Here is a 20,053-nt window from a genome sequence, read left to right on the forward strand (position 1 = left end):
ATTAAATAAAAAAATTGAAGAATTTGAAAAGGCTGATATACAAGTGAAAACTATTAGAGTTGAAAAAAACAATAGAATAGAACAGTCCGTTTCATTTCCAACATTTGATTTTGAACAAATTTACAATGAGAGTTGGTTAAACAGTGAGTTAAAAGACTTAGTAGAAAAAAAGTTTTTATTTCTCTTTTTTAAAAACGATGGAATTAATTATGTTTTTGATAAAGTTAAATTTTGGAATATGCCTTTTTCAGACAGGAATGAAGTTCGCAAAGTTTGGTTAAATACAAAAAAGGTAATTCAAACAGGAAATATTATTAAGGGCTATAAAAAAGATAAAAACGGAAAAGTTTCAAGATTAAATAATTTTCCTAAAAAATCTGATAATAAAGTTTGGCATGTTAGACCACATGGGAGTAATGCTTTAGATACAAAGCCTTTACCTATTCCAGAAAAGACAACTAATGCAATGTCATATACTAAACAATGTTTTTGGATGAATTGGGATTATCTAAGAGACGAAATTTATTTAAAAAATGGTCACTCTACCCAAAAGTCTTAGATGCCATTATCAAAACTTATAAAAAAATGTTTTATTAAAAAACTTTTAGAGAATTCAAATATCCTAAAACATCCCTAAAACACCGCTCAAAATCCTTTTTGATTTCCTGTTCCCAAAAGCGAAAGACGGTGTATCCCTTAGTTTTTAGAGCTTCGTTGACTTCTTGATCCCGTTGCATGTTCCTCTCGATTTTAGGGATCCAAAACCCCCGGTTGGATTTTATCTTGTCTTTTTTTTCTTCCCAATTATGCCCATGCCAAAACTCCCCATCAATAAATATGACGGTTTTGTATTTGTTGAGCACAATGTCGGGTTTGCCAATCAGTTTCTTATAGTTTACCCGGTACCGGTAGCCTTTTGCCCAAAGCGCTTTTCTAAATTTGATTTCGGGCTTGGTGTCTTTCCCCCTTATTTTTGACATCTGTTTGGAACGGGCTTTTGTGGTATAAAAACCAGCTTCCTCGTTGAAGCGGGGGACTTTTATTTTGTTTTCATAATTGCTTATAATGGCTGTGCAGGTGTAATAATAACCCAAAAAAAGTGGATTTATTGGGTTTTTATGATTTAGTGAAAATATAAAAAAGCCAAATGAAAAAAGTTAGGAGGAGGGTGTTTATTTAGAGAATAGAAAATAGACCTAGGACTACAGGCATCGCCGTCGGCAAGCCTTGCGCTTCCGCTGGAGCCAGCTATGGCGGCATGCGGATGGCGACCGAGGGGCTTATGATTTAAGACCAAAGGAGTTTGAGTCTCTACAGTTTTGCAGCTTCGCCGACTGAACACGTCTTATATCAACTAGTTTATGTTTCCCAAACAGTATGACAATTATCATCAATTTTTAAGCTGATAAAAAGTACTTTTAGTTTTTAAATTAATCCCTTACAAGGATGGGATCTTCTCTATTCTTAGTCAGTTTATCGGGCAGTTTTCCCTTGTTTTTTATTATGATTGATTGTTTGAACCCCAATGCCCTGCGGTATGAATGTCATTAAAAAAATAGTGCTGATTATCGTTCTGGTCATGCTGTTGGTTATGGCCTATTTTCAATTGTTTTATGACCCTTGCGGCTGGAGAAGCACAAACGGGCTTGTCAATAACGGCTCCCCATACCGTCTGGTAATTGCCAATGAAGGAAGCCATTTTAAGGATTCCATCACCCGCATACTTGTGCGTCAGTATGAACCTGAAGGGGTCAAGGTGGAGGTCATCCCCATTTCCACCTTGTCTGGGCTAACAGCTAAAGACTATTCTGCGCTGGTGGTGCTTCACTCCTGGCACACCTGGAATCCGCCTCCCGAAGTGGAGCACTTTATCAAAAAGAATCGGGGCTGTCTGAATAAAATAGCAGTCCTGACCACCTCTACCGAAGGAAGCTTAAAAATGGTTGAAGTAGACGCCATAACAGGAGCTTCCAGAATTGAAGAGGCTGTTGTTTATGCCAATAAAATCATTGAGAAAATTAATCCTTTGTTGGGGTTGGAATAACTATTAATGTATCTCCAAAAATACCATCCTATCTGTTTTCAGTAGATGGTTTTTATGCCTTTTATACCTATAGGATTACATCTGAAGTCTCTCAGTAAACTTCTTTTAGTTTCTGAAGGTTTAGTATGGTTATGTGCCGCCCGTTTACTTCAACAAGCCCTTCATTTTTCAATTGGGTGAGGCACCTGATAAAGCTTTCGGTAGAAATACCGGCAACACTGGCCAGGTCGGTTCTGGAAACGGTGACCAACTCACAAGGGTCATCACTGAGTTTTTCGGCAAACTCCAGCAGTGTCTTTGTTGTTTTTTGAAGCACCGTAGCATAGGCCATTTGTAATAAGTGCTTTTTTAATATGGAAACCTTATCTGAGAGAACTTCAACAAGTTCGAGGGTGAGTTTGTGATTTTCTGTTAAAATATCCTTGAATTCAGAAGATTTAATACTGTACAACTCACAAGTTTCCAGAGCTGTAGCGGTTTCAGTATATGTCTTTTTGTGTTTTAGGGAACAAAAACCAAAAAAATCCCCTTTTTTATGAATGTCTAAAACAAGTTCCTTGCCACTTTCATCTATCGTATGGGTTTTTACCAGTCCCCTTTCCACAAAATAAATATAATTGGAACTTTTGTCCTCATTGTAAATTTCATTGCGTCTGTATACTTTTAAGTACTTCCCATTATTTGCTGCATAGTTTCGCAATGATTCAAGATCAGGAAGGTGAGGAGTTGATTCTTCAAGAGGCGGGTTTTTTAAATCAGTGGTTTCATGTAAAATTTTATGTCTGGCCAATCGGCTGTTTATGGAATGTATCAGCTCTTTTTCAGTAAAAGGTTTTGTTATGTAGTCATCGGCACCCAGAATCATGCCTTTGCGGATATCAGTGTGATCACTTTTGGCTGAAATAAATATAAATGGAATAGTGCGTGTTTTTTTATTTTTACTCAGGGCATTGTAAACGCCATAGCCGTCAAGTTCCGGCATCATAATGTCGCATAAAATGACGTCAAATTTCTTCTCAAATGCCAATACTACACCTATTTTGCCATTTGAAGCAACCTCAACCTTAAATCCGGCCAGTTCCAAAAGCTCTTTGGTGTTTTCGCTTAGTATATTGTCGTCTTCTATCAACAGGGCACGTTTCATAAGAAAGTCTTTTAAAACACAGTGATGTTTTGGGTACTTGAAGTGTTTTTCTTAAGGTTTTCAGCGGGTTGAACAAAATTTTATCGGAGATGATATGCCAATCTAATTTTGTTAAATGTACCTTTAAACAGTTGTAAATTATCCTATAAAGTTAAGTGTTTTTTTTTAACTTTAACAACCTTGATCCTCGAAACTTACAAGGCGCAAAAACGGTTAATAACCAGTTTTAATTGTGAAATACTAATGACAGTAAAATGATGAAATGGTCGTTAAACCTTGGTCGCATTTCCGGCATTCGCTTATCTGTTCACTGGACATTTATTATACTTATTGTCTGGGTTTTTATCACTTACTATCGTCTGGAACAAAATATGAGCCAGGGCTTTATGGGGGTTGTATTTGTCTTGTCGTTGTTTGTATGTGTTATTTTACATGAACTGGGGCATGCATTAACTGCCAAACGCTACAACATCAAAACCAAAAGCATCGCCCTGTTGCCCATAGGCGGGCTGGCACAACTGGAAAAAATGCCGGAAAATCCCCGTCAGGAACTGTGGGTGGCCATCGCCGGTCCTCTGGTCAATGTGGTTATTGCAGCAATTATTTACCTGATGTTGTCACTAACAGGAGCCCTACCTGACCTGAGCGGAACACAAGAAGTGGTATTGCTTCAGGAAATTGGTTTTTGGTTTCAGCTTTTTTTGGCCAATACTATTTTAGTTATATTCAATTTAATACCGGCCTTCCCTATGGATGGGGGTCGGGTGCTTCGTGCCTTATTGGCCTTGAGGATGGATCGTGCTAAAGCCACGCGCATAGCAGCCGGTGTGGGACAGTTTCTTGCCATTGTTTTTGTATTTCTCGGTTTTTACGGAAATATCTGGCTGGTATTCATCGGGGTGTTTATTTATTTGGGGGCAAGTGCCGAGGCTGGTTTTGAAACCACAAAATCTGCCCTTACCGGGCATACAGTCAAAGACGTACTGATGAAAAAATTCACCATCTTACGCCCTGAGGAGCCGCTGAAAAATGCAGTTAAAATATTGCTCGACGGTCAGGAACAGGATTTTGTAGTGGCCAAAGAAAAAATAGTGTTGGGAATACTTTCAAAAAAGGACTTGATCAAGGGCTTGTCTGATTATGGAAATACAGCACCGGTGTCTAGTGTTATGCAAACAAACTTCATCACCCTGCATCCTGAAATGGCCTTACAGGAAGTGTTCCAAAATATGATGCTTAAGAACTGTCACGTTGCCCCCGTGCTTGAGAACAATGAGTTTATTGGAATAGTAGACCGGGAAAATATTTATGAACTACTGATGGTAAAAGAAGCTCTTGGTGGCAAAACAAAATAAAAGAGGTTGTATGAACTCTTTTGAATCGCAGGACTGCTATTTGCTAAAGCTTGCATATCTTGGCAGTGAAACTGTTTAGTGGATTGCAGGCTTTGTTTGTGTCACTTGCCCAATCAGATTCGGTTAAAGTTCAAACAACCTCTTGACAGCTTTATGAAACCTTTACTTTTTTAGCAGGTTTCATTTTTAAAGCTTCTTTTTTCTGAAGTGTGAGGTGTAGAATACCATCTTTATAAGAGGCTTTTACATCCTTATCTTCATCAACAGTTTCAGGAAGGGTCATGCATCTGGAAAATGTACTGAAACTAAATTCTTTTTTTACATACCCTTCTTTTTCTTCTTCATGTTCCAGTTTTTTTTCGGCTGAAATGGTCAACAGGCCTTCTTCAAGGATTATGTTGAAATCGTCTTTGGAAAGACCGGGAGCAGCCAACTCAATTTCATATTTGTTCTTGTTGTCTTTAATGTTGACTGCAGGACTGGCCTCTAGGTCGTCATGGTCGCCATTGAAGAGACGGTTTAATTGAAAAGGTTTCTTGCGAATGTCCAGGAAGTCTGTGAAAAACGGATCTTCAAACATCGTTCTTCCAATTGCAGGCAAACTGCGCTTTTTTGTTTTTACGAGTGTCATGATTTTAGATTTTTAATGTTTTTTAAAATGTTGTCATCCCGTTGGTTATTTAAACACCGGGCGAAAGGTCGTTTGATAGCGTGTTTTAATCGCCTGATCAGTAAAGAGGTCTTTTTTTAAAACACCTAAATTGTTATTAATTGCCCAAAGACAATAAAAGGGCCATTAGTTAAATTCTATTTTATCCCACTCAGGATAAATAATTGTAAAGTGCTCTACTGCTTCTGTGAATTGCTTTACATCTTCTTTAGAGATTTTATCTTGTTGTAAAATCCTTTTATACCGTTCCTTGTATTTTAAGGGTATCATTGCTGTTTTCGGGCTTTAAAATTAATATTCAGTGAGCCAAGTAAGAAGCAGGTTAATTTGAATTTGGCATCTCTAAAGTAAAAATTAAAGCATAAAAAAACCTTGATAAAAATCAAGGTTTCCGGTTTTAACATTTTAACAATTAAATCTTTTTGATATGCTCCTTTTAAAATAGAAACAGGAAGCTAAAAGCTCCCTGTTTCCTTCTGGAAGTGTTAAAAACACATCTAAATTTTAATGGGAACCCAGCGATTTTTTCCTAAAGTCAAAATATGAATTTCCAATTTACAGGTATTTTTGACACTTTCCAACTCCATTATTTATTGTTCCTTACCGGAACAAAAATATTGGATATATTGTGTTAAAATCGAGACGTCTTTTTAAGGTGTATCTCGTTTTAGACAGTACCAAAGTAAGAATCATGATTCATAAAAATATTGATATATATCAAATTTTTAAACTTTAACACAATTTTTAATAAATAGCCCTTTCCACCGGCAATACCATTACCCGTAAAGGGTTGTGAGTTACTGCATTGTGATTAAAGGCGGTCACCAATTTAAAAAAAGGGGTGATTTTCTCTTCTGTGGTAAAGGAAAAGAACAATAAAGATCTTTTTATTTCACTTTCTGCGTTAAAAAAATCATCAGCTGCCGTTGTGAATTTATGACCCTCAATTTCTGATGCGCTAAAAGCGCTAATTCCGGACTCTTCAAAAATGGACAACATCTCTTTGCGGTGTTCTTCCAGTAATGTTACGATTAAAAGTTTCATTTGTATGTGTTTTTATTTTGTGTTCAAACTACTGTTCTGTATCTCTCAACCACCATTTTTGTTTGTTGGCTTTTTCAACCAACCGAAATTTTTTAATGGCATGCTCACTGATATAATGTTTCATTTCCAATACAGAATCTGTGATTAGCAGGTTTTCCAAATCTAACACATCAATACTTTTTTCAATTTTCATTTTTTCCAGATGTGCAATCATATCTTTATAGTATTCGGTACCAAACAAAACAACAGGGAATTGATGAATCATCTGGGTTTGAATAAGTAAAAGCGATTCAAAAAATTCATCTAAAGTGCCTATTCCACCCGGCATCACAACAAAGGCATAGGAGTATTTTACCAGCAAGACCTTGCGTACAAAAAAAAAGGTATGGTGATCCACTTGTGTAAATAAGGGTTCGGGATTTGCTCAAAAGGCAGTACAATATTACAACCCACTGAATAGCCCCCTGCCTGATATGCCCCTTTGTTTGCCGCTTCCATAATGCCGGGACCACCACACGTCATTACAGTAAACCCTAGTTTGGCAAGGGCAGCACCAACCTCTTCTGCTTGTTTATAATATAGGGAGCCTTTTGTAAACCGGGCAGAGCCAAACACAGTGACACAGGGCCCCAGGAAGTGCATTTTTTGAAAACCCTTTACAAAATTCCAAACTACTTTCAGTGTAAAAATAAATTCACTTATACGGGACCTGGGACCTGAAAGAAAACTTTTTTCCTCGGTGAGTATGGGAAGTGTTTTGCTTGTTTTTTTCATCGTTTAAACTTCATGAAAATGAATACTAATTTTAAAAAACAGCTCTCCCTATTGCAGATACCCTGATCGTTATAAAAAACAGGAATATAAATCAGTATGGGTATTTACTCTATTTTAAATACCCTCCATTTTTTATCAGGCATTCTCACGGCTATGAGGTTTTCAGATACATCTTTGGCAACAATGGGAGGAGCTGTTTTTAACTTCTCAGGAGAAAGTGCAACGGGAAAGGGGCCGGCAAGATATTTGACCTCTTGACCGTCACGATCAATCAGCACAACATCATAGGTATAAGAGACTACTCGTTTACCCAGCGGCTCGTTCTTTCCAAGAACGGTTTTTTCCACTTTTAGAGCCAGGGCATATCCGTTTTTAAAAATAGATACATTTAAGTACTTTGGCTCTATGACAACAGCTCCGAAAGCATTGATATAGCCATAATAAGGAATGCCTTCTTTCATTCTTTTTACAATACAACGATCCTCCCACATAACCGGAAATAGTTGGCTGGCAACTCCCATATCAACCTGATCAGTTGCTTGATCATTAGCTACCAGATCACCCCTGAAAGAAATAACCAGCTCGCCTTCTTCATTAATGAATCCCCAGGAATCTCCTTTTTTAACAGCAGCATAGCCGTCTTCCAGAGGAGCTACAAAATCAACATCTTTTACGGTTTGCGCATTAAAGGCAAACGGAATGATTAGCAGTAATACAATAATTGAACGGTTCATTTTTTTTGTGTTTAAAATCAGCTATTAAATGTAGTGAAGGAAGCATTCAAAAAAAATGATATAAATCATTATATTGTTGTGTGTCAAAACCATACAGGCTTCTTTTGTTAGCTCCTGAAAATTTATTGCAAACTACAGCACCAAGACTAATTATTCTTGATAAATGTCATAGTTAGCTGTATTTAAACTACTTAACTTTGTTTGTGCCCGATAGTATTTGCGCAATTATAGAGGGGTTTGTTCTGTTGCAAATTCTATTTTGACCAAAGTGGTGATAAAAGTTGATCCCGAAGTCAATAAATGCTTTCGCAAAAAAGTAACGAGTAAAAATTCAATAATAAAAAATTAAGGTTATGGACACTCAAACAAAAATATTGTTGCTTACCGATTTCTCGGAAGTATCAGAACACGCTGCAAATTACGTTTTGCAAATAGCCAAAAAAACCTATGCAAGAGTACATGTCCTGCATGTAATCAACACCCCGATAGATTGGGTGAAGATTCCTTTGGAAAAGGAAAAACTATATCCGGAAACAAAAGCGGAAATAGGTATTGCAAACTTAAAACTGAATGGATTAACAAAGAGGTTTGAAAATGAGGGTATAGAAACCAAAAAATCCTTGGTATATAACATTGGTGTTGAAAACGTTTCAGAACACATTAAGGACAAGGATTTTGACCTTATCATAATGGGTTCTCATGGCACAAAAGGGGTTAAAGCATTCCAGATTGGGTCAAACGCACACAAAGTTTTAAGAAGCGTTACTGTTCCCACACTCATTATAAAACAAAAGCCGGCAAGCGATGTTATTAAAAATATCGCATTTGCCTCGACCTTTGAGGAAGACCAGAAAAATGCTTTCAAACAAATCCTTAAGTTTTCAGAATTGGTTGGAGCACAATTGCATCTCTTGTATATCAACACACCCTACCATTTTACTGAAACGGCTGAAATTGAAAAGCGGCTGGGTAAATTTTGCGAACCTTATGGAAACAGTTGTATAAAGCATACATACAATGCACTCAATGAAGAGCGCGGCATACGTTACTTTATGAAAAAAACAGAAATCGATTTGTTTTCCATAGCGACCGCCGGAAAACCGGGTCTAGTTCAGATTTTCTCGCCCAGTATCACTGAACAACTTATCAACTATCTGGAGGTGCCGGTATTGAGCATCCATAAATAGTCCGGTGAATTTTACTTTTAGAAAAGAAAGTATTAAATAGTGAAAAGCACAACACTGCTATGCGATTCTGCCTACCGGCAGGTCCACTTCGCTATCGCTCCTTTTGAATGACAAATAGTATGGTTTTTTTTGATTGGTTAATTGTTATTGGGTGACTAGTTAATGGTTAATGGTCAACTAGTTTTGCCGTAAAAGGCTGTCATAGGTCTTTTCAGCCTTCAGCGGACAAGCGTCCTGCAGTCCTGTGTCACAAAATTGGAGAGCTGGAAGTTGCCTGTTCCAAAGTTCTTTCTTTTGTACTTATGACTTTGCTCATATGCCGGTTGATTTAGAATGTCCACCTTTATCGGCTTAAAAAAAAATCATTCCATGCAGTATACAACACCTCATTATTTTCACATACCCGTGATGGGTATTGCTTTTACCATTGATTCTCCCATAAAAGTGGCCGCTTTTGGGGTGACTTCGGCGCTTTCGATCATTGAAGACAACCTGATTGAAACGATGCGCAAATACTATTATGAAAAAATCGGGGAACCCTACCGCCCCATTACCCCTAAAGAAGACTTTTTTCGTGCCAAACGCATCACAGATTACCTCAATCTGATGCACCGAAATATACAGGAGCAGGTGGAGAAAATAAAACAAGCCGCCTTTGAAACCGGGTCTGACATTGTCAAATACTTTGAAATGCTTCCCGATGACAGCAAGCTGAAAGAGACCTACCTCAGGTTTGTACAAACGACCAATACTTCAGAGAAAAAAATCCTGGAGAACTATTTGCGCAGTGCGGTTAAACCGGGCAGTATTGAAGTGAACATCATGACCAAAGTGGATAAAAACAACCTGAACAAAGCGGGAAACCCCATAGAAAATGGCTCAGATGCACTGGAAGCTTTAAGGGCTTACGCCAAAAGTGATTTGGAAGATTCTGCGGTGATATTTTCAGCAGGGATGAATCCGCGTTTGTACAATTACCTGGAAGGATTTAACGAGTTTGACGCTGAAGCACCGGGGCAGTTTAAAAAGAGGGTAGTCATCAAGGTGAGCGATTACCGCTCGGCACTCATACAAGGGAAGTATCTGGCCAAAAAAGGGATTTGGGTGAGTGAGTTTCGCATTGAGTCCGGATTGAATTGCGGGGGCCATGCTTTTGCTACACAAGGCTTACTGCTGGGCCCTATACTGGAAGAGTTTTACCAAAAAAGGCTGGAGCTTGCCCAAGAGTTGTTCGGGCTGTATAATCCTGCCATCAAGGCCAAGGGTCTGGACGGGTTTGATGAGCCACATCCACTTAAAATTACTGTTCAGGGCGGAATTGGCACCTTTGAGGAGGCACAATTGCTCCACAGCCGTTATGGAATAGACAGCACCGGCTGGGGAACTCCTTTTTTACTTTGCCGGGAGGCGACCACAGTTGATGAAGATACACTGCAATTGCTCAGCAAAGCAGCAGAAGGAGATGTGGTGCTGAGCAAAAAATCACCATTGGGTGTGCGGTTTAATTACCTGAAAAACACCAGCTCAGACTTTGAAATGAAAAAACGCATCAGCGATGGAAAACCGGGAAGCCCCTGCACCGAAAAATACCTGGTTTCCAATACCGAATTTACCAAAGAGCCCATCTGTACAGCTTCCATTAAATACCAGAAGCTTAAATTAAAACAACTCCGATCTGCCGGACTCTCACCGGAAGATTACCACAAACAAGCTGATGAAGTTTTGGATAAGGAGTGTCTCTGTATTGGGCTTAGCAATTCGGCGTCACTGAAATACAAGAGCCCTTTTGTAAAAAAGCTGCCGGGTGTGACCATTTGCCCGGGACCCAATATTACCAATTATTCAAAAATTGCCACTTTAAAGGAAATGACAGACCACATCTATGGGCGGGCAAACCTGGTGACCAACAAATCACGGCCCCATATGTTTGTGAGGGAACTGGAATTGTATGTAGCCTATTATCAGGAACTGCATGACGAGTTCAATCCTGAAGACAAGAAAGCAAGCAGAAACCTGGAGGCTTTTGGCAATGGATTACTGCAGGGAATCGAGTATTACCGTAACCTGCACGAGGAAGTAAACTTTCCTGACAGTTTTGTAAAAGGGCTTGTTCAGGCGGAGAGAGATGTAAAAGTTCTTATGGAGCGGTTGTATGAAATGGCATAGAATGAAATTAAGTACTTCAACTTCATACATCTAACTTCAAACCGTCTCACATCTCACGTCTAAAGCCTCAGATCTCCTAAAGCATATCCCAAAGCACATAAGCGGCTTCAAAAACATCGGGGCTGGCCAGCACACGTTGTTTGTTGCCTTCTGCCATGGTTTCCAGCAAGGGGTCATACTTCATGGTCATTTTGTCTTTGTTGAGTACCTGAAGTTGCAGCGGATAAGTATTTTCAATATTTTTATAAAAGCCGGAGAAAAGCCTGTTTTCCTTTTCTATGGCCTGAAACACCGATTCAAAGTCGAGTGGCAAATGGCGTTCTTCAGCCAGATGTTGACTGAGTAAAGCGTTAAGCGAACTGATTTCGAGGTAATGCGGTCTCTTGGCAATGCGCTCCTGTCCTGCTGCTATAGCGCGGCGGTGTGAAGCCGGTAGTTTCTTTTTATTTTTATGAACTTCCCCCACATCTTCAACTTCCAGTGCGCGGGCATAATCACGCTCTCTGATAAACAGGGGCTCCAGCAAGGTCGGGGTGACTAAATCAGGTTCAATACCTGTAAGCTGGTGGCTCTTTCCGTCCAGCCTGAACATTTTTTCTATGGTGACTTTGAGCAACTCACTGTCTGGGTTTTCTTCATCAATGGGAAACAGGGTTTGCATAGTGCCCTTGCCATAACTGAGTTGCCCCAGTAAAACTGCCCGTTTGTGGTCCTGCATGGCACCGGCAAAAAGTTCGCTGGCCGAACCGGTATAGCCGTTGATCAAAACAACCATAGGTTCACTGAACAGCTTTTTCTCTAACAGGTTGTATATGAGATGGAAACTTTTTTCGCGGTGCTTTAAAAGCGCAATGGGCCCCACATCAATAAACAGGCTGATCATATAAAATGCCTGTATCATATCTCCGCCGCTGTTGTACTGCAGGTCAATGATAAAGCCTTTGGCCCCTTCACTTCTTAAATGGTTGAGTTCAAAGAGAAAATCGTTGTACACATTGGTGGTATTGCCTTCCAGGTTGCTATAAAAAGTGGGTACATTGATGTAGCCCAGTTTTTTCTTCCCTTCAATGATAAAGCTGAAAACCGAGTTTTCATAATTCTTGAGCATTTCTTTCTGCAAACGGGCTTCATAGTCCACCCCGTTTTTCTTTCTAAAGGTGAGCAGCAGGTTTTTATAGGCATCTGAATAAAACATGGAATTGACCACATTCATATTGACACAGTTTACGTCATAGGTATTGTCCTTGTATTGTACCCTGATGAGTTGGTCTCCTTTTTCTATACGTGAATCGCGAAATGCAGGACTGCCGGCAAGTATATCGTTGACACTCACAACATTGGAGCCGTCCATTTCCATAATCAAGCCAAAACTGAGCGTTCCTGAAGTGAGGGAATTGAAAAACTCATTTCTGGATTCCAAATTAAAATAATTGCTGTGGGGATCAAAATATCCCGAAAACACATTGGCATACAAATCCAGCACATAATTGTCCAGCCCGTTATTGGGGTTGAGCATATTTTCAATGCGGCATTGCAGGTTTTCTATTTCCTGTAAACTGAGGTCTTTGGCCACAAGTGGCAATTGCTGATACAATGAATCTTTGTTACTTCCCGAGCGTACCACCCGGTCCAGAACCCTGTGGGTAATACGCTTTTTGAATACGTTTTTGATTTGTACGGGGTCATTGTAAAAATTACCTTTGTCCACAAACCGGAGTGTGTCAGCCAGTTCCGGGTGAAAGGTTTCTTCCTTTAACTCTTCTAAAAGTGAGAGCTGCCGCTCCAGTCCGCCTTTGTAAAAACCAATAAAATCATTAAGAAAATCACAGTCTGTATTAAAAATGGCATCATCCAGCAGGAGTTTGTATTTCGAAAGGCTGTCAATTTCGTGCTGCATAAAAATCAGTTCATCAGGGTCGAGATGGCTGATAAACGTACTGTACAAATATTCAGATAAGGCATTGTTAATGGCCTTGGGGGCGTAATGGTTTTTCTGAAGCAACGCATTTATAGCGTACAGTTTTAAACAAAAAGTATCGCGGTTTTGTGAAAACCCTACAGAAAATAAGACCAGCAACAGGTATGTGAACAGGCGTGTTTTCAAAACAATTTTTAAGTATAAAAGGGACGTTAAACTATTGACTACAAAGGTTTTTTACACAAACAAACCCTATATCAATAATTTTTTAAAAATATACAGTTAAGGTGATATTTCATAAAAAAACAGGTTTATTTTTAAAAATTAACTTTTAGCTGAAATTATTTATGTCTAAAGTAACCCTTGTTACACACCAAAACATACATTCTTTGTATTTTTATGTTTCAAATGTAAACCTTTATGAAACTTGTACTTCTCACTCTAAGTTTAGCCTTTGTATTCAGCAGCTGTAAAAACAAAACCGAGCAGTATGATGCCCGGGAAACCAACGATGTGCTTGCTATTGTTGAGCATCCGGGCAAAAAACTGATGGAAACCCATTGCTATGTGTGTCATGCTCCCCAGGGTGTGGGAAGGGAAAACCGCATCGCACCGCCAATGACTATGATACAAACCCATTATATTGACGAAAACACTACAAAGGATTCTTTTGTCAATGACTTTATGGCTTTTCTTGAAAAACCTTCAGAAGACATTGCCAAAATGCCGGGTGCCATTCACAATTTTGGGTTGATGCCTTATCAGAAATTTCCACAGGATGCCCTGGAGCAGATTGCCGATTATTTGTATGAGCACAATCCACTGGACGAAACGCAACCCGACAGACAAGGCAAAAGAAAGCGTCAAGGAATGGGTCAAAACGAAACGTATAAAAATACCCTGGAACAAAAGGCTGAAATCGGTCTGGACTATGCCCTCTCCACCAAACAACTTCTTGGGCAAAACCTGATGGGTGCCATTCAAAAAAATGGAACTTTACACGCCCTAGAGTTTTGTAATATTGAAGCCATACCGCTCACTCAGCAAATGGAAGAGCAACACGGAGCTGTAATCAAAAGGGTGAGTGACAAAAACCGCAATCCTGACAATGCAGCCAATGAAGAAGAGCACTATTACATCGCCCATTTTCAAAAAGAGATTGACGCCGGTCAAGACCCCAAACCGGTGGTACTCCCTACAGGCGACCAAACCCGTTTCTACTACCCCATTGTGACCAACAGTATGTGTTTGCAATGCCACGGTAAACAGGAACGACTAGACCCAAACGTGCTAAATAAAATCAAGTGGCTGTATCCCGACGACCTGGCAACCGGCTATGAAGAAAATGAAGTGCGGGGGATTTGGAGTATTGTTTTTTAACTCAAAAAAGAAAAGAGAATATAGAATAGAGAAAAAAGACATTTAAATCTTTATGATTTAGGGCTACAAGCATCGCCTCTTGATTCCGTCTTTTGGCGGAGCAAGGCGGAGAGATAAATTTCTAAAGCTGCCCATTGCCACCAGCCTTCGGCGGGCAGGCTGACCACTCATTACAACGTTTTTCAACCTTGTTCATTCCCGTCGCTCCAGTAATGGGGGTTGGTGTCTTCGCTGCGTTGCAGCCAGTAGTCCTGAGTGACCTTTCTTCCGTCAAAGGTGTTGAGTTTGCGTTCAAAAACATACACCGTGGGATTAAAAACCATGTCTGTAACGCCTAGGGTATAAAGCTGGGGGTCTTCTTCAGTTTTTCTTTTTTCCTCTTCCACAATCACTTCAAAACCGTTGTGTTCCAGTAGTTTTTTCAAAAAGGTCACACGGTCCTGATCGATCTTTTTTTCAACAAAAGTCACACGGGTTTCCCCGATACTTCCAAATGCGTGTTTTCCTTCTAGTGGCATAATTCTTTATTTAAAAATACTGGTTAACTCAAAGATATACTGATACAGTGGGCTGTAAACCCCCAGCACTAAGATTCCGGCAACGGTAACGACAAGCCCCAGTCGCATATAGGTTTTATTTTTAAAAAACGGAATGGGGTTGTCATTTGTCCTGATAAACATCGCCCGCAACACCACTAAATAATAAAACAAAGCGACGGTCATATTGGCTACTGCCAAAAACACCAGCAGATAATACCCTTGGCTGGCTGCAGCAGTAAAAAGGAAAAACTTCCCAAAAAATCCGGCTACCGGCGGTATGCCTGCCAAAGAAAACAAAGCCAGCATCATCACCAGGCTGAGTTTGGGGTTTGTTCTGTACAATCCGTTGTAATCCTCTATGTTTTCTCTCCCTGTCTTTAGTGAAATGGCTTGTACCACACCAAAAGCGGCCAGGTTTGAAAAGATGTAAATCAACACAAAATAAATCACATTGGCAGCCCCCAGTTGGGTGCCGGTAATAAGGCCTAATAAAATAAAGCCCGCCTGTGCAACAGATGAAAAGGCTAAAAAGCGCTTGATGTTCTTTTGTCGCAAGGCAAATAGATTACCCACAGTCATCGTGGCTATAGCCAGTATATACACCATGTTTTCCCAAATCCCCATCAGGGGTTTCATCACCGTAAACAAGAGAATCATTAAAATAAACACGGCAGCCCCTTTTGAAATCACCGAAAGATAAGACGTCACACTAATGGGAGCTCCTTCATACACATCGGCTGTCCAAAAATGAAAGGGAACAAGTGATATTTTAAAAGCCAGGCCTGAAAAGAACAATACAAACCCAAAAATGGTCAGGTTGTTTGAGGAAATGGTTTGGGCAATTTCGTTAAAATATATAGAGCCTGTGGTGGCGTAAAGCAATGAAATGCCAAACAAGGCCGTGCCCGAGGCAAAACCTGCCGAGAGGATAAACTTTACCCCGGCTTCGGCTGACTTTCGTTTTAAAGTTTCATAGGCAACCAGTGCCGCTACCGGTAAAGTGGCCAATTCCAATCCAATATAAAACATTAAAAAGTCGCCTGAAGAAATCATAAAATACATTCCCAAAAGCGAAAAGAACATCAGCACAAAAAACTCGGTTCCTTTGTCTTTTTGAACCACTTGCTCCTGTATCCAATCAGCAGAAAGCAGCAATAAAATAAACACCCCGGTATTGAGCATATTCTTAAGAAACCAAATGAGCGGGTTTGTCTGAAACATTCCGCCAAAAAGGCTGCCTTCCTCAAGATTCAAAAAGCCCACAGCAGTATGCACCCCAAACAAAAATACCGCCAGATGAACAATACTGCCCTTTTTGTTTTTTGCTATAAAAATTTCAGCAATTAGCAACAGCAATGCCCCCAGCAGAAGCAATACTTCGTGTCTCATTAATAAAAAGCTTTCAAGACTCATGTTCTTTTATTTAAATTAAGTACTGTATTTTCTACTCTTCCTTGTCTCATAAACCCTCCTATTTCATAGTTTTTCTCTAAACCGCCAGAGCTACAAAAACCCTTGAATAAAAGGCTGCAAACTCTCTAAAATCATATCACTCAGCCAAAGCGGCGCCACTCCAATCCCCACTACGGGAATCATAAGCAGCACGATGCCCGTTTTTTCATACCAGGTGGCTTTGGGTAATTTCAAATAGTCAGGATTTCTCACTTTTCCCATCAGTATAATGCCTATCACACGCAGCAGGAAAACCGCTGTCACCACGATACCTGAGATCACGATAATGGTGGTCACCCTGTGGAACATATCTTCGTGTTGAAAAGCACCGACAAAAATGTTCATTTCGGCCACAAAGCCACTGAATCCGGGTAAGCCCAGATAAGCCAGACCCACAACCATAAAAGTCACCGAAATAAAAGGGATTACTTTTAGTAAACCTCCCAGTTTATTGATGTCCCGCGTATGGGTGCGCTCATAAATCATCCCGATGAGTGCAAAAAACAAGGCCGTCATCAGGCCATGAGAAAGCGACTGCAAAATGGCTCCGTTCCATCCGGTTTTGTTAAGCACCAGCAAAGCAAAAGTGACCATCCCCAGGTGACTCACTGAGGCATAGGCGTTTATGTATTTTAAATCGGTTTGCCTTAGAGCTGCAAATGCACCATACACAACCCCTATGGCAGACAAAATGATAAAGAACCACGACCATTCCAAAGTCCCTTCAGGCATCAGGAACATTGATACCCTGAAGATGCCGTAGCCTCCCAGCTTCATCAACACCCCGGCGTGTAACATCGACACCGCCGTGGGTGCAGAAGCATGACCGTCAGGAGACCAGGTGTGGAAGGGAAACAAGGCTCCCAGCACGGCAAAACCTATAAAAGTGAGCGGGAAAAACAATCGTTGCGCTTCCGCGGAAATGTTTACCTGAGCAATTTCGAAAATATTGAAGGTGAGTGCCCCTCCGGCATCACCCGAATTAAAATAAATACCCAAAATACCCACCAGCAGCAAAGCCGAAGCGCCCATCAGCATCAGGGTAAGTTTCATAGCTGCATACTCCTTTGGACCCGAACCCCAAATCCCGATGAGCAAGAACATAGGGATGACCGCTACTTCATAAAAAAGAAACATCACAAAAAGATCCAGAGAAATGAAGAACCCGTAAACACCCGTTGCCAGCACCAATAGCGAAACAAAAAACTCTTTGGGAAGGTCATCGATTTTCCACGAAATAAACACACCGGCCAGGACAATGATAGCCGTAAGCAATATCAGGGATATGGAAATACCATCTACCCCAATGGCATAATTGATATTGAGGTCTTTAAACCAAACCACATTTTTAGTAAACAGCATGGTTTCCTCACTCACTGCCCGCTCTCTGAAATAAGCAAACAGCAGATTCACAGCCATACCCAACTGTACTATACTTCCTCCCATAGCCACCTGACGCGCTTGTTTCAGCCCTTTTGTAAATAGTAATGCTATAATCGTCAGTACCGGTACAACAACAAAAAGTGATAAAATATCCATACTCTAGTTTATAAGTTCATCTCTTTTAATTCAATAATTCCTTTTTCATAGTTTTTAGTCAGGCTGCACTTTGTTACTATCCTTTCCAAAAATAAATAACCACCAAAGCCAGCACGACAACCCCTCCTATAAATGCAAAAGCGTAATCCTGAAACCGTCCTGATTGCAAGCCTTTGATTTTATCAGAGAGTTGCACCGTTTTATTTCCTATGCCTTCCATGGTTCCGTCAACAAATTTTCTGTCAAATTGAGCAATCGGTGCCGAAACTCTTTTAAAGAGTATTTTTTTGGTAATAAACAGATAGACTTCATCCACATAAAACTTATTGCTTGTCCAGCTATATAATCGTCCAAAGGCATGTGAAAAGCGGTCGGCCAGCGTGTTCTCTTTTTTGTAGAAAATCACGGCAAGTACAATCCCGGCAAGCCCCACACCAACGGCAGCAATAGCAAGCGGATAGTTGAGGTGTAAATCAAAGGTCATTCTGTCTGCTGTAATCAGTTTGTTAAATGGAACAAACCCACCCACGATGCTCAATACCGCCAAAACAAGCAAGGGTATCGTCATAGATGCGGGAGATTCTTTTGGTTTGTGTTTGTACTCTGTTTCTTTTCCCCAGAAAATACCAAAATAGAGTCTGAACATATAAAAAGCGGTGAGTCCGGCAACGAGTAAACCAACACCATAAAGGAGGGTATTGTGTTCAAAAGCGGCTACCAAAATCTCGTCTTTACTCCAAAACCCTGAAAGCGGCGGCATCCCGGCAATGGCCAATGCGGCTATTAAAAAGGTGATGTTTGTAATGGGCATGTACTTTCGCAGTCCGCCCATGTCTTTAAGGTAATTGCTATGTACTGCGTGGATTATTGAACCTGCAGCCAAAAACAAGAGTGCTTTAAACATGGCGTGTGTGAAAAGATGGAACATCGAAGCCATATAACCCAGGCCTTCATGACCGTCGTAGCCCGAAACTCCCAGCGCCATCATCATATAACCAATTTGAGACATGGTCGAAAAGGCCAGTACCCGTTTGATGTCAGTTTGTGTAATGGCAATAATTGCTGCAAACAAGGACGAGAACGCGCCCACATAAGCCACAATATTGAGTACAAACCCTTCTTCCACAAAATAAAACATCGGGAAGAGCCGGGCAACCAAATAGACTCCTGCAACCACCATCGTCGCCGCATGAATCAAAGCCGAAACCGGCGTGGGGCCTTCCATGGCATCGGGCAACCAGATATGCAAAGGAAACATAGCCGATTTGCCTGCGCCTCCCATAAAAATGAGTATCAAGCCCCAGGTAATTACTGAAAGCCCCATAAAAGAAGTTGAAGCCCAGTTTAAAATGGCACTTCCTTCCGGATTGTTCAAGGTTTCAAAATCAAAAGTACCGGTATAATACCCGATAATTAGAATTCCTATCAGGAATCCCATATCGGCAAAGCGAGTGACGATAAAGGCTTTTTTGGCTGCGGCAATGGCCGAGGTTTTGGTATAGTAAAACCCAATCAGCAGATAAGAGGAAACCCCCACCAGTTCCCAGAAAATATAAATCTGAAACAAGTTGGTTGCCAGAACGAGGCCATACATAGAAAAAGAAAATAAAGACAGATAGGCAAAAAACCGGGTATAGCCCTCATCCCCTTTCATATAGCCCCTGCTATAGATATGCACCATCAGGGAGACAGTGGAAACCACCAGCAGCATCATTACAGAAATGGGGTCAACAAGTATTCCCATATCAATGTGCAGGGTTTCCGTAAAATTCATCCAAACGGTTTTTTCAACAAAAGTTTGGTACACCCCGGCCACTTTTCCATAGACAAAAAAATACTCATAGGCCGCATAAAAAGAAAGCACTGTGGAAATGCCCAATCCCAGTACACCAATATATCCGGAGGCCTCCGGTTTTATTTTATGATTAAAAAATCCCAGAAATAGAAAAACAACAAAAGGAATGAGTGGGATTAAAAATATATATCTCAGGTTCATAGGTTCTATGGGTTAAAACTTCATGATTTCAGTGTCTTTCACTTCCACAGAACTAATCTGTCTGTAGAGGTTGATGATAATAGCAATGGCCAGAGCTGCTTCTGCGGCAGC

The 20,053-nt window shown here is 40.4% G+C and carries 18 protein-coding genes and 1 pseudogene; 6 read left to right on the forward strand and 13 right to left on the reverse strand.

Annotated features, from left to right (window positions below):
- Positions 1 to 559 (forward strand): annotated as a pseudogene (locus tag AC6F75_RS05275) (Sau3AI family type II restriction endonuclease); the annotation flags it as partial.
- A gap of 34 nt (positions 560 to 593) precedes the next feature.
- Here AC6F75_RS05275 and AC6F75_RS05280 read toward each other — a convergent pair.
- Positions 594 to 1,094, reverse strand: a complete 501-nt coding sequence (locus AC6F75_RS05280) for a DNA mismatch endonuclease Vsr (protein ID WP_500713904.1) — start codon at positions 1,092 to 1,094, stop codon at positions 594 to 596.
- A 443-nt stretch (positions 1,095 to 1,537) separates the two neighbouring features.
- Between AC6F75_RS05280 and AC6F75_RS05285 the strand changes: the two genes are divergently transcribed.
- Complete coding sequence (locus tag AC6F75_RS05285) at positions 1,538 to 2,044, forward strand: hypothetical protein (protein ID WP_500713905.1); 507 nt, start codon at positions 1,538 to 1,540, stop codon at positions 2,042 to 2,044.
- A 91-nt stretch (positions 2,045 to 2,135) separates the two neighbouring features.
- Here the strand turns inward: AC6F75_RS05285 and AC6F75_RS05290 are convergent, their stop codons facing one another.
- On the reverse strand, positions 2,136 to 3,188 hold the full coding sequence (locus tag AC6F75_RS05290) for a response regulator (RefSeq protein WP_500713906.1): 1,053 nt from the start codon (positions 3,186 to 3,188) through the stop codon (positions 2,136 to 2,138).
- A gap of 254 nt (positions 3,189 to 3,442) precedes the next feature.
- Between AC6F75_RS05290 and AC6F75_RS05295 the strand changes: the two genes are divergently transcribed.
- Positions 3,443 to 4,543, forward strand: a complete 1,101-nt coding sequence (locus AC6F75_RS05295) for a site-2 protease family protein (protein ID WP_500713907.1) — start codon at positions 3,443 to 3,445, stop codon at positions 4,541 to 4,543.
- Between the two features lie 151 nt (positions 4,544 to 4,694).
- Here the strand turns inward: AC6F75_RS05295 and AC6F75_RS05300 are convergent, their stop codons facing one another.
- From AC6F75_RS05300 to AC6F75_RS05325, 6 genes are all read right to left on the reverse strand, one after another.
- Positions 4,695 to 5,174: an Hsp20 family protein gene (locus tag AC6F75_RS05300; RefSeq protein ID WP_500713908.1), complete on the reverse strand. Its 480-nt coding sequence runs from the start codon at positions 5,172 to 5,174 to the stop codon at positions 4,695 to 4,697.
- Positions 5,175 to 5,339: 165 nt separating this feature from the next.
- Positions 5,340 to 5,483 (reverse strand): hypothetical protein, encoded by a 144-nt coding sequence (locus AC6F75_RS05305; RefSeq protein ID WP_500713909.1) that lies wholly within the window; start codon positions 5,481 to 5,483, stop codon positions 5,340 to 5,342.
- Between the two features lie 474 nt (positions 5,484 to 5,957).
- Positions 5,958 to 6,257, reverse strand: coding sequence for a hypothetical protein (locus AC6F75_RS05310; RefSeq protein ID WP_500713910.1), 300 nt, complete (start codon positions 6,255 to 6,257; stop codon positions 5,958 to 5,960).
- A gap of 28 nt (positions 6,258 to 6,285) precedes the next feature.
- Complete coding sequence (locus tag AC6F75_RS05315) at positions 6,286 to 6,618, reverse strand: LOG family protein (RefSeq protein WP_500713911.1); 333 nt, start codon at positions 6,616 to 6,618, stop codon at positions 6,286 to 6,288.
- Positions 6,609 to 7,031, reverse strand: a complete 423-nt coding sequence (locus AC6F75_RS05320; protein WP_500713912.1) for an SLOG cluster 4 domain-containing protein — start codon at positions 7,029 to 7,031, stop codon at positions 6,609 to 6,611. The genes AC6F75_RS05315 and AC6F75_RS05320 overlap by 10 nt, the downstream gene beginning before the upstream one ends.
- A gap of 104 nt (positions 7,032 to 7,135) precedes the next feature.
- Entirely contained in the window at positions 7,136 to 7,765 is a 630-nt protein-coding gene (locus AC6F75_RS05325) for a WG repeat-containing protein (protein ID WP_500713913.1), read from the reverse strand.
- 353 nt (positions 7,766 to 8,118) lie between these two features.
- Between AC6F75_RS05325 and AC6F75_RS05330 the strand changes: the two genes are divergently transcribed.
- Positions 8,119 to 8,952, forward strand: coding sequence for a universal stress protein (locus tag AC6F75_RS05330; RefSeq protein ID WP_500713915.1), 834 nt, complete (start codon positions 8,119 to 8,121; stop codon positions 8,950 to 8,952).
- A gap of 369 nt (positions 8,953 to 9,321) precedes the next feature.
- On the forward strand, positions 9,322 to 11,118 hold the full coding sequence (locus AC6F75_RS05335) for a hypothetical protein (RefSeq protein ID WP_500713916.1): 1,797 nt from the start codon (positions 9,322 to 9,324) through the stop codon (positions 11,116 to 11,118).
- A gap of 76 nt (positions 11,119 to 11,194) precedes the next feature.
- Here the strand turns inward: AC6F75_RS05335 and AC6F75_RS05340 are convergent, their stop codons facing one another.
- Positions 11,195 to 13,222: a S41 family peptidase gene (locus AC6F75_RS05340; RefSeq protein ID WP_500713917.1), complete on the reverse strand. Its 2,028-nt coding sequence runs from the start codon at positions 13,220 to 13,222 to the stop codon at positions 11,195 to 11,197.
- Positions 13,223 to 13,456: 234 nt separating this feature from the next.
- Here AC6F75_RS05340 and AC6F75_RS05345 point away from each other — a divergent pair, with 234 nt between their 5' ends.
- A complete protein-coding gene (locus AC6F75_RS05345) occupies positions 13,457 to 14,416 on the forward strand; it encodes a c-type heme family protein (RefSeq protein ID WP_500713918.1) in 960 nt (319 codons plus the stop codon).
- A 182-nt stretch (positions 14,417 to 14,598) separates the two neighbouring features.
- On the opposite strand, the gene AC6F75_RS05350 is transcribed toward AC6F75_RS05345, so the two are convergent.
- The 4 genes from AC6F75_RS05350 to nuoL all read right to left on the reverse strand — a co-directional run bounded on the left by AC6F75_RS05350 (position 14,599) and on the right by nuoL (position 19,942).
- The gene (locus AC6F75_RS05350; RefSeq protein ID WP_500713919.1) at positions 14,599 to 14,934 is read right to left on the reverse strand and encodes a hypothetical protein; all 336 of its coding nucleotides are present in this window, start codon (positions 14,932 to 14,934) and stop codon (positions 14,599 to 14,601) included.
- Between the two features lie 6 nt (positions 14,935 to 14,940).
- Positions 14,941 to 16,344 (reverse strand): NADH-quinone oxidoreductase subunit NuoN, encoded by a 1,404-nt coding sequence (locus AC6F75_RS05355; RefSeq protein WP_500713920.1) that lies wholly within the window; start codon positions 16,342 to 16,344, stop codon positions 14,941 to 14,943.
- A gap of 114 nt (positions 16,345 to 16,458) precedes the next feature.
- Positions 16,459 to 17,946: an NADH-quinone oxidoreductase subunit M gene (locus tag AC6F75_RS05360; RefSeq protein WP_500713921.1), complete on the reverse strand. Its 1,488-nt coding sequence runs from the start codon at positions 17,944 to 17,946 to the stop codon at positions 16,459 to 16,461.
- Positions 17,947 to 18,022: 76 nt separating this feature from the next.
- Entirely contained in the window at positions 18,023 to 19,942 is a 1,920-nt protein-coding gene (gene nuoL, locus AC6F75_RS05365) for an NADH-quinone oxidoreductase subunit L (RefSeq protein WP_500713922.1), read from the reverse strand.
- Positions 19,943 to 20,053: the final 111 nt, after the last annotated feature.

Source organism: Planktosalinus sp. (assembly GCF_059864935.1).

Excerpts from the sequence above, each read along its gene's own strand:
- AC6F75_RS05290 (WP_500713906.1), bottom strand. The coding sequence starts at position 3,188 with ATGAAACGTGCCCTGTTGATAGAAGACGACAATATACTAAGCGAAAAC.
- AC6F75_RS05305 (WP_500713909.1), bottom strand. The coding sequence starts at position 5,483 with ATGATACCCTTAAAATACAAGGAACGGTATAAAAGGATTTTACAACAA.
- AC6F75_RS05355 (WP_500713920.1), bottom strand. The coding sequence starts at position 16,344 with ATGAGACACGAAGTATTGCTTCTGCTGGGGGCATTGCTGTTGCTAATT.
- AC6F75_RS05320 (WP_500713912.1), bottom strand. The coding sequence starts at position 7,031 with ATGAAAAAAACAAGCAAAACACTTCCCATACTCACCGAGGAAAAAAGT.
- AC6F75_RS05330 (WP_500713915.1), top strand. The coding sequence starts at position 8,119 with ATGGACACTCAAACAAAAATATTGTTGCTTACCGATTTCTCGGAAGTA.
- AC6F75_RS05345 (WP_500713918.1), top strand. The coding sequence starts at position 13,457 with ATGAAACTTGTACTTCTCACTCTAAGTTTAGCCTTTGTATTCAGCAGC.
- AC6F75_RS05360 (WP_500713921.1), bottom strand. The coding sequence starts at position 17,946 with ATGGATATTTTATCACTTTTTGTTGTTGTACCGGTACTGACGATTATA.
- AC6F75_RS05335 (WP_500713916.1), top strand. The coding sequence starts at position 9,322 with ATGCAGTATACAACACCTCATTATTTTCACATACCCGTGATGGGTATT.
- nuoL (WP_500713922.1), bottom strand. The coding sequence starts at position 19,942 with ATGAACCTGAGATATATATTTTTAATCCCACTCATTCCTTTTGTTGTT.
- AC6F75_RS05325 (WP_500713913.1), bottom strand. The coding sequence starts at position 7,765 with ATGAACCGTTCAATTATTGTATTACTGCTAATCATTCCGTTTGCCTTT.
- AC6F75_RS05295 (WP_500713907.1), top strand. The coding sequence starts at position 3,443 with ATGATGAAATGGTCGTTAAACCTTGGTCGCATTTCCGGCATTCGCTTA.
- AC6F75_RS05285 (WP_500713905.1), top strand. The coding sequence starts at position 1,538 with ATGAATGTCATTAAAAAAATAGTGCTGATTATCGTTCTGGTCATGCTG.
- AC6F75_RS05300 (WP_500713908.1), bottom strand. The coding sequence starts at position 5,174 with ATGACACTCGTAAAAACAAAAAAGCGCAGTTTGCCTGCAATTGGAAGA.
- AC6F75_RS05350 (WP_500713919.1), bottom strand. The coding sequence starts at position 14,934 with ATGCCACTAGAAGGAAAACACGCATTTGGAAGTATCGGGGAAACCCGT.
- AC6F75_RS05310 (WP_500713910.1), bottom strand. The coding sequence starts at position 6,257 with ATGAAACTTTTAATCGTAACATTACTGGAAGAACACCGCAAAGAGATG.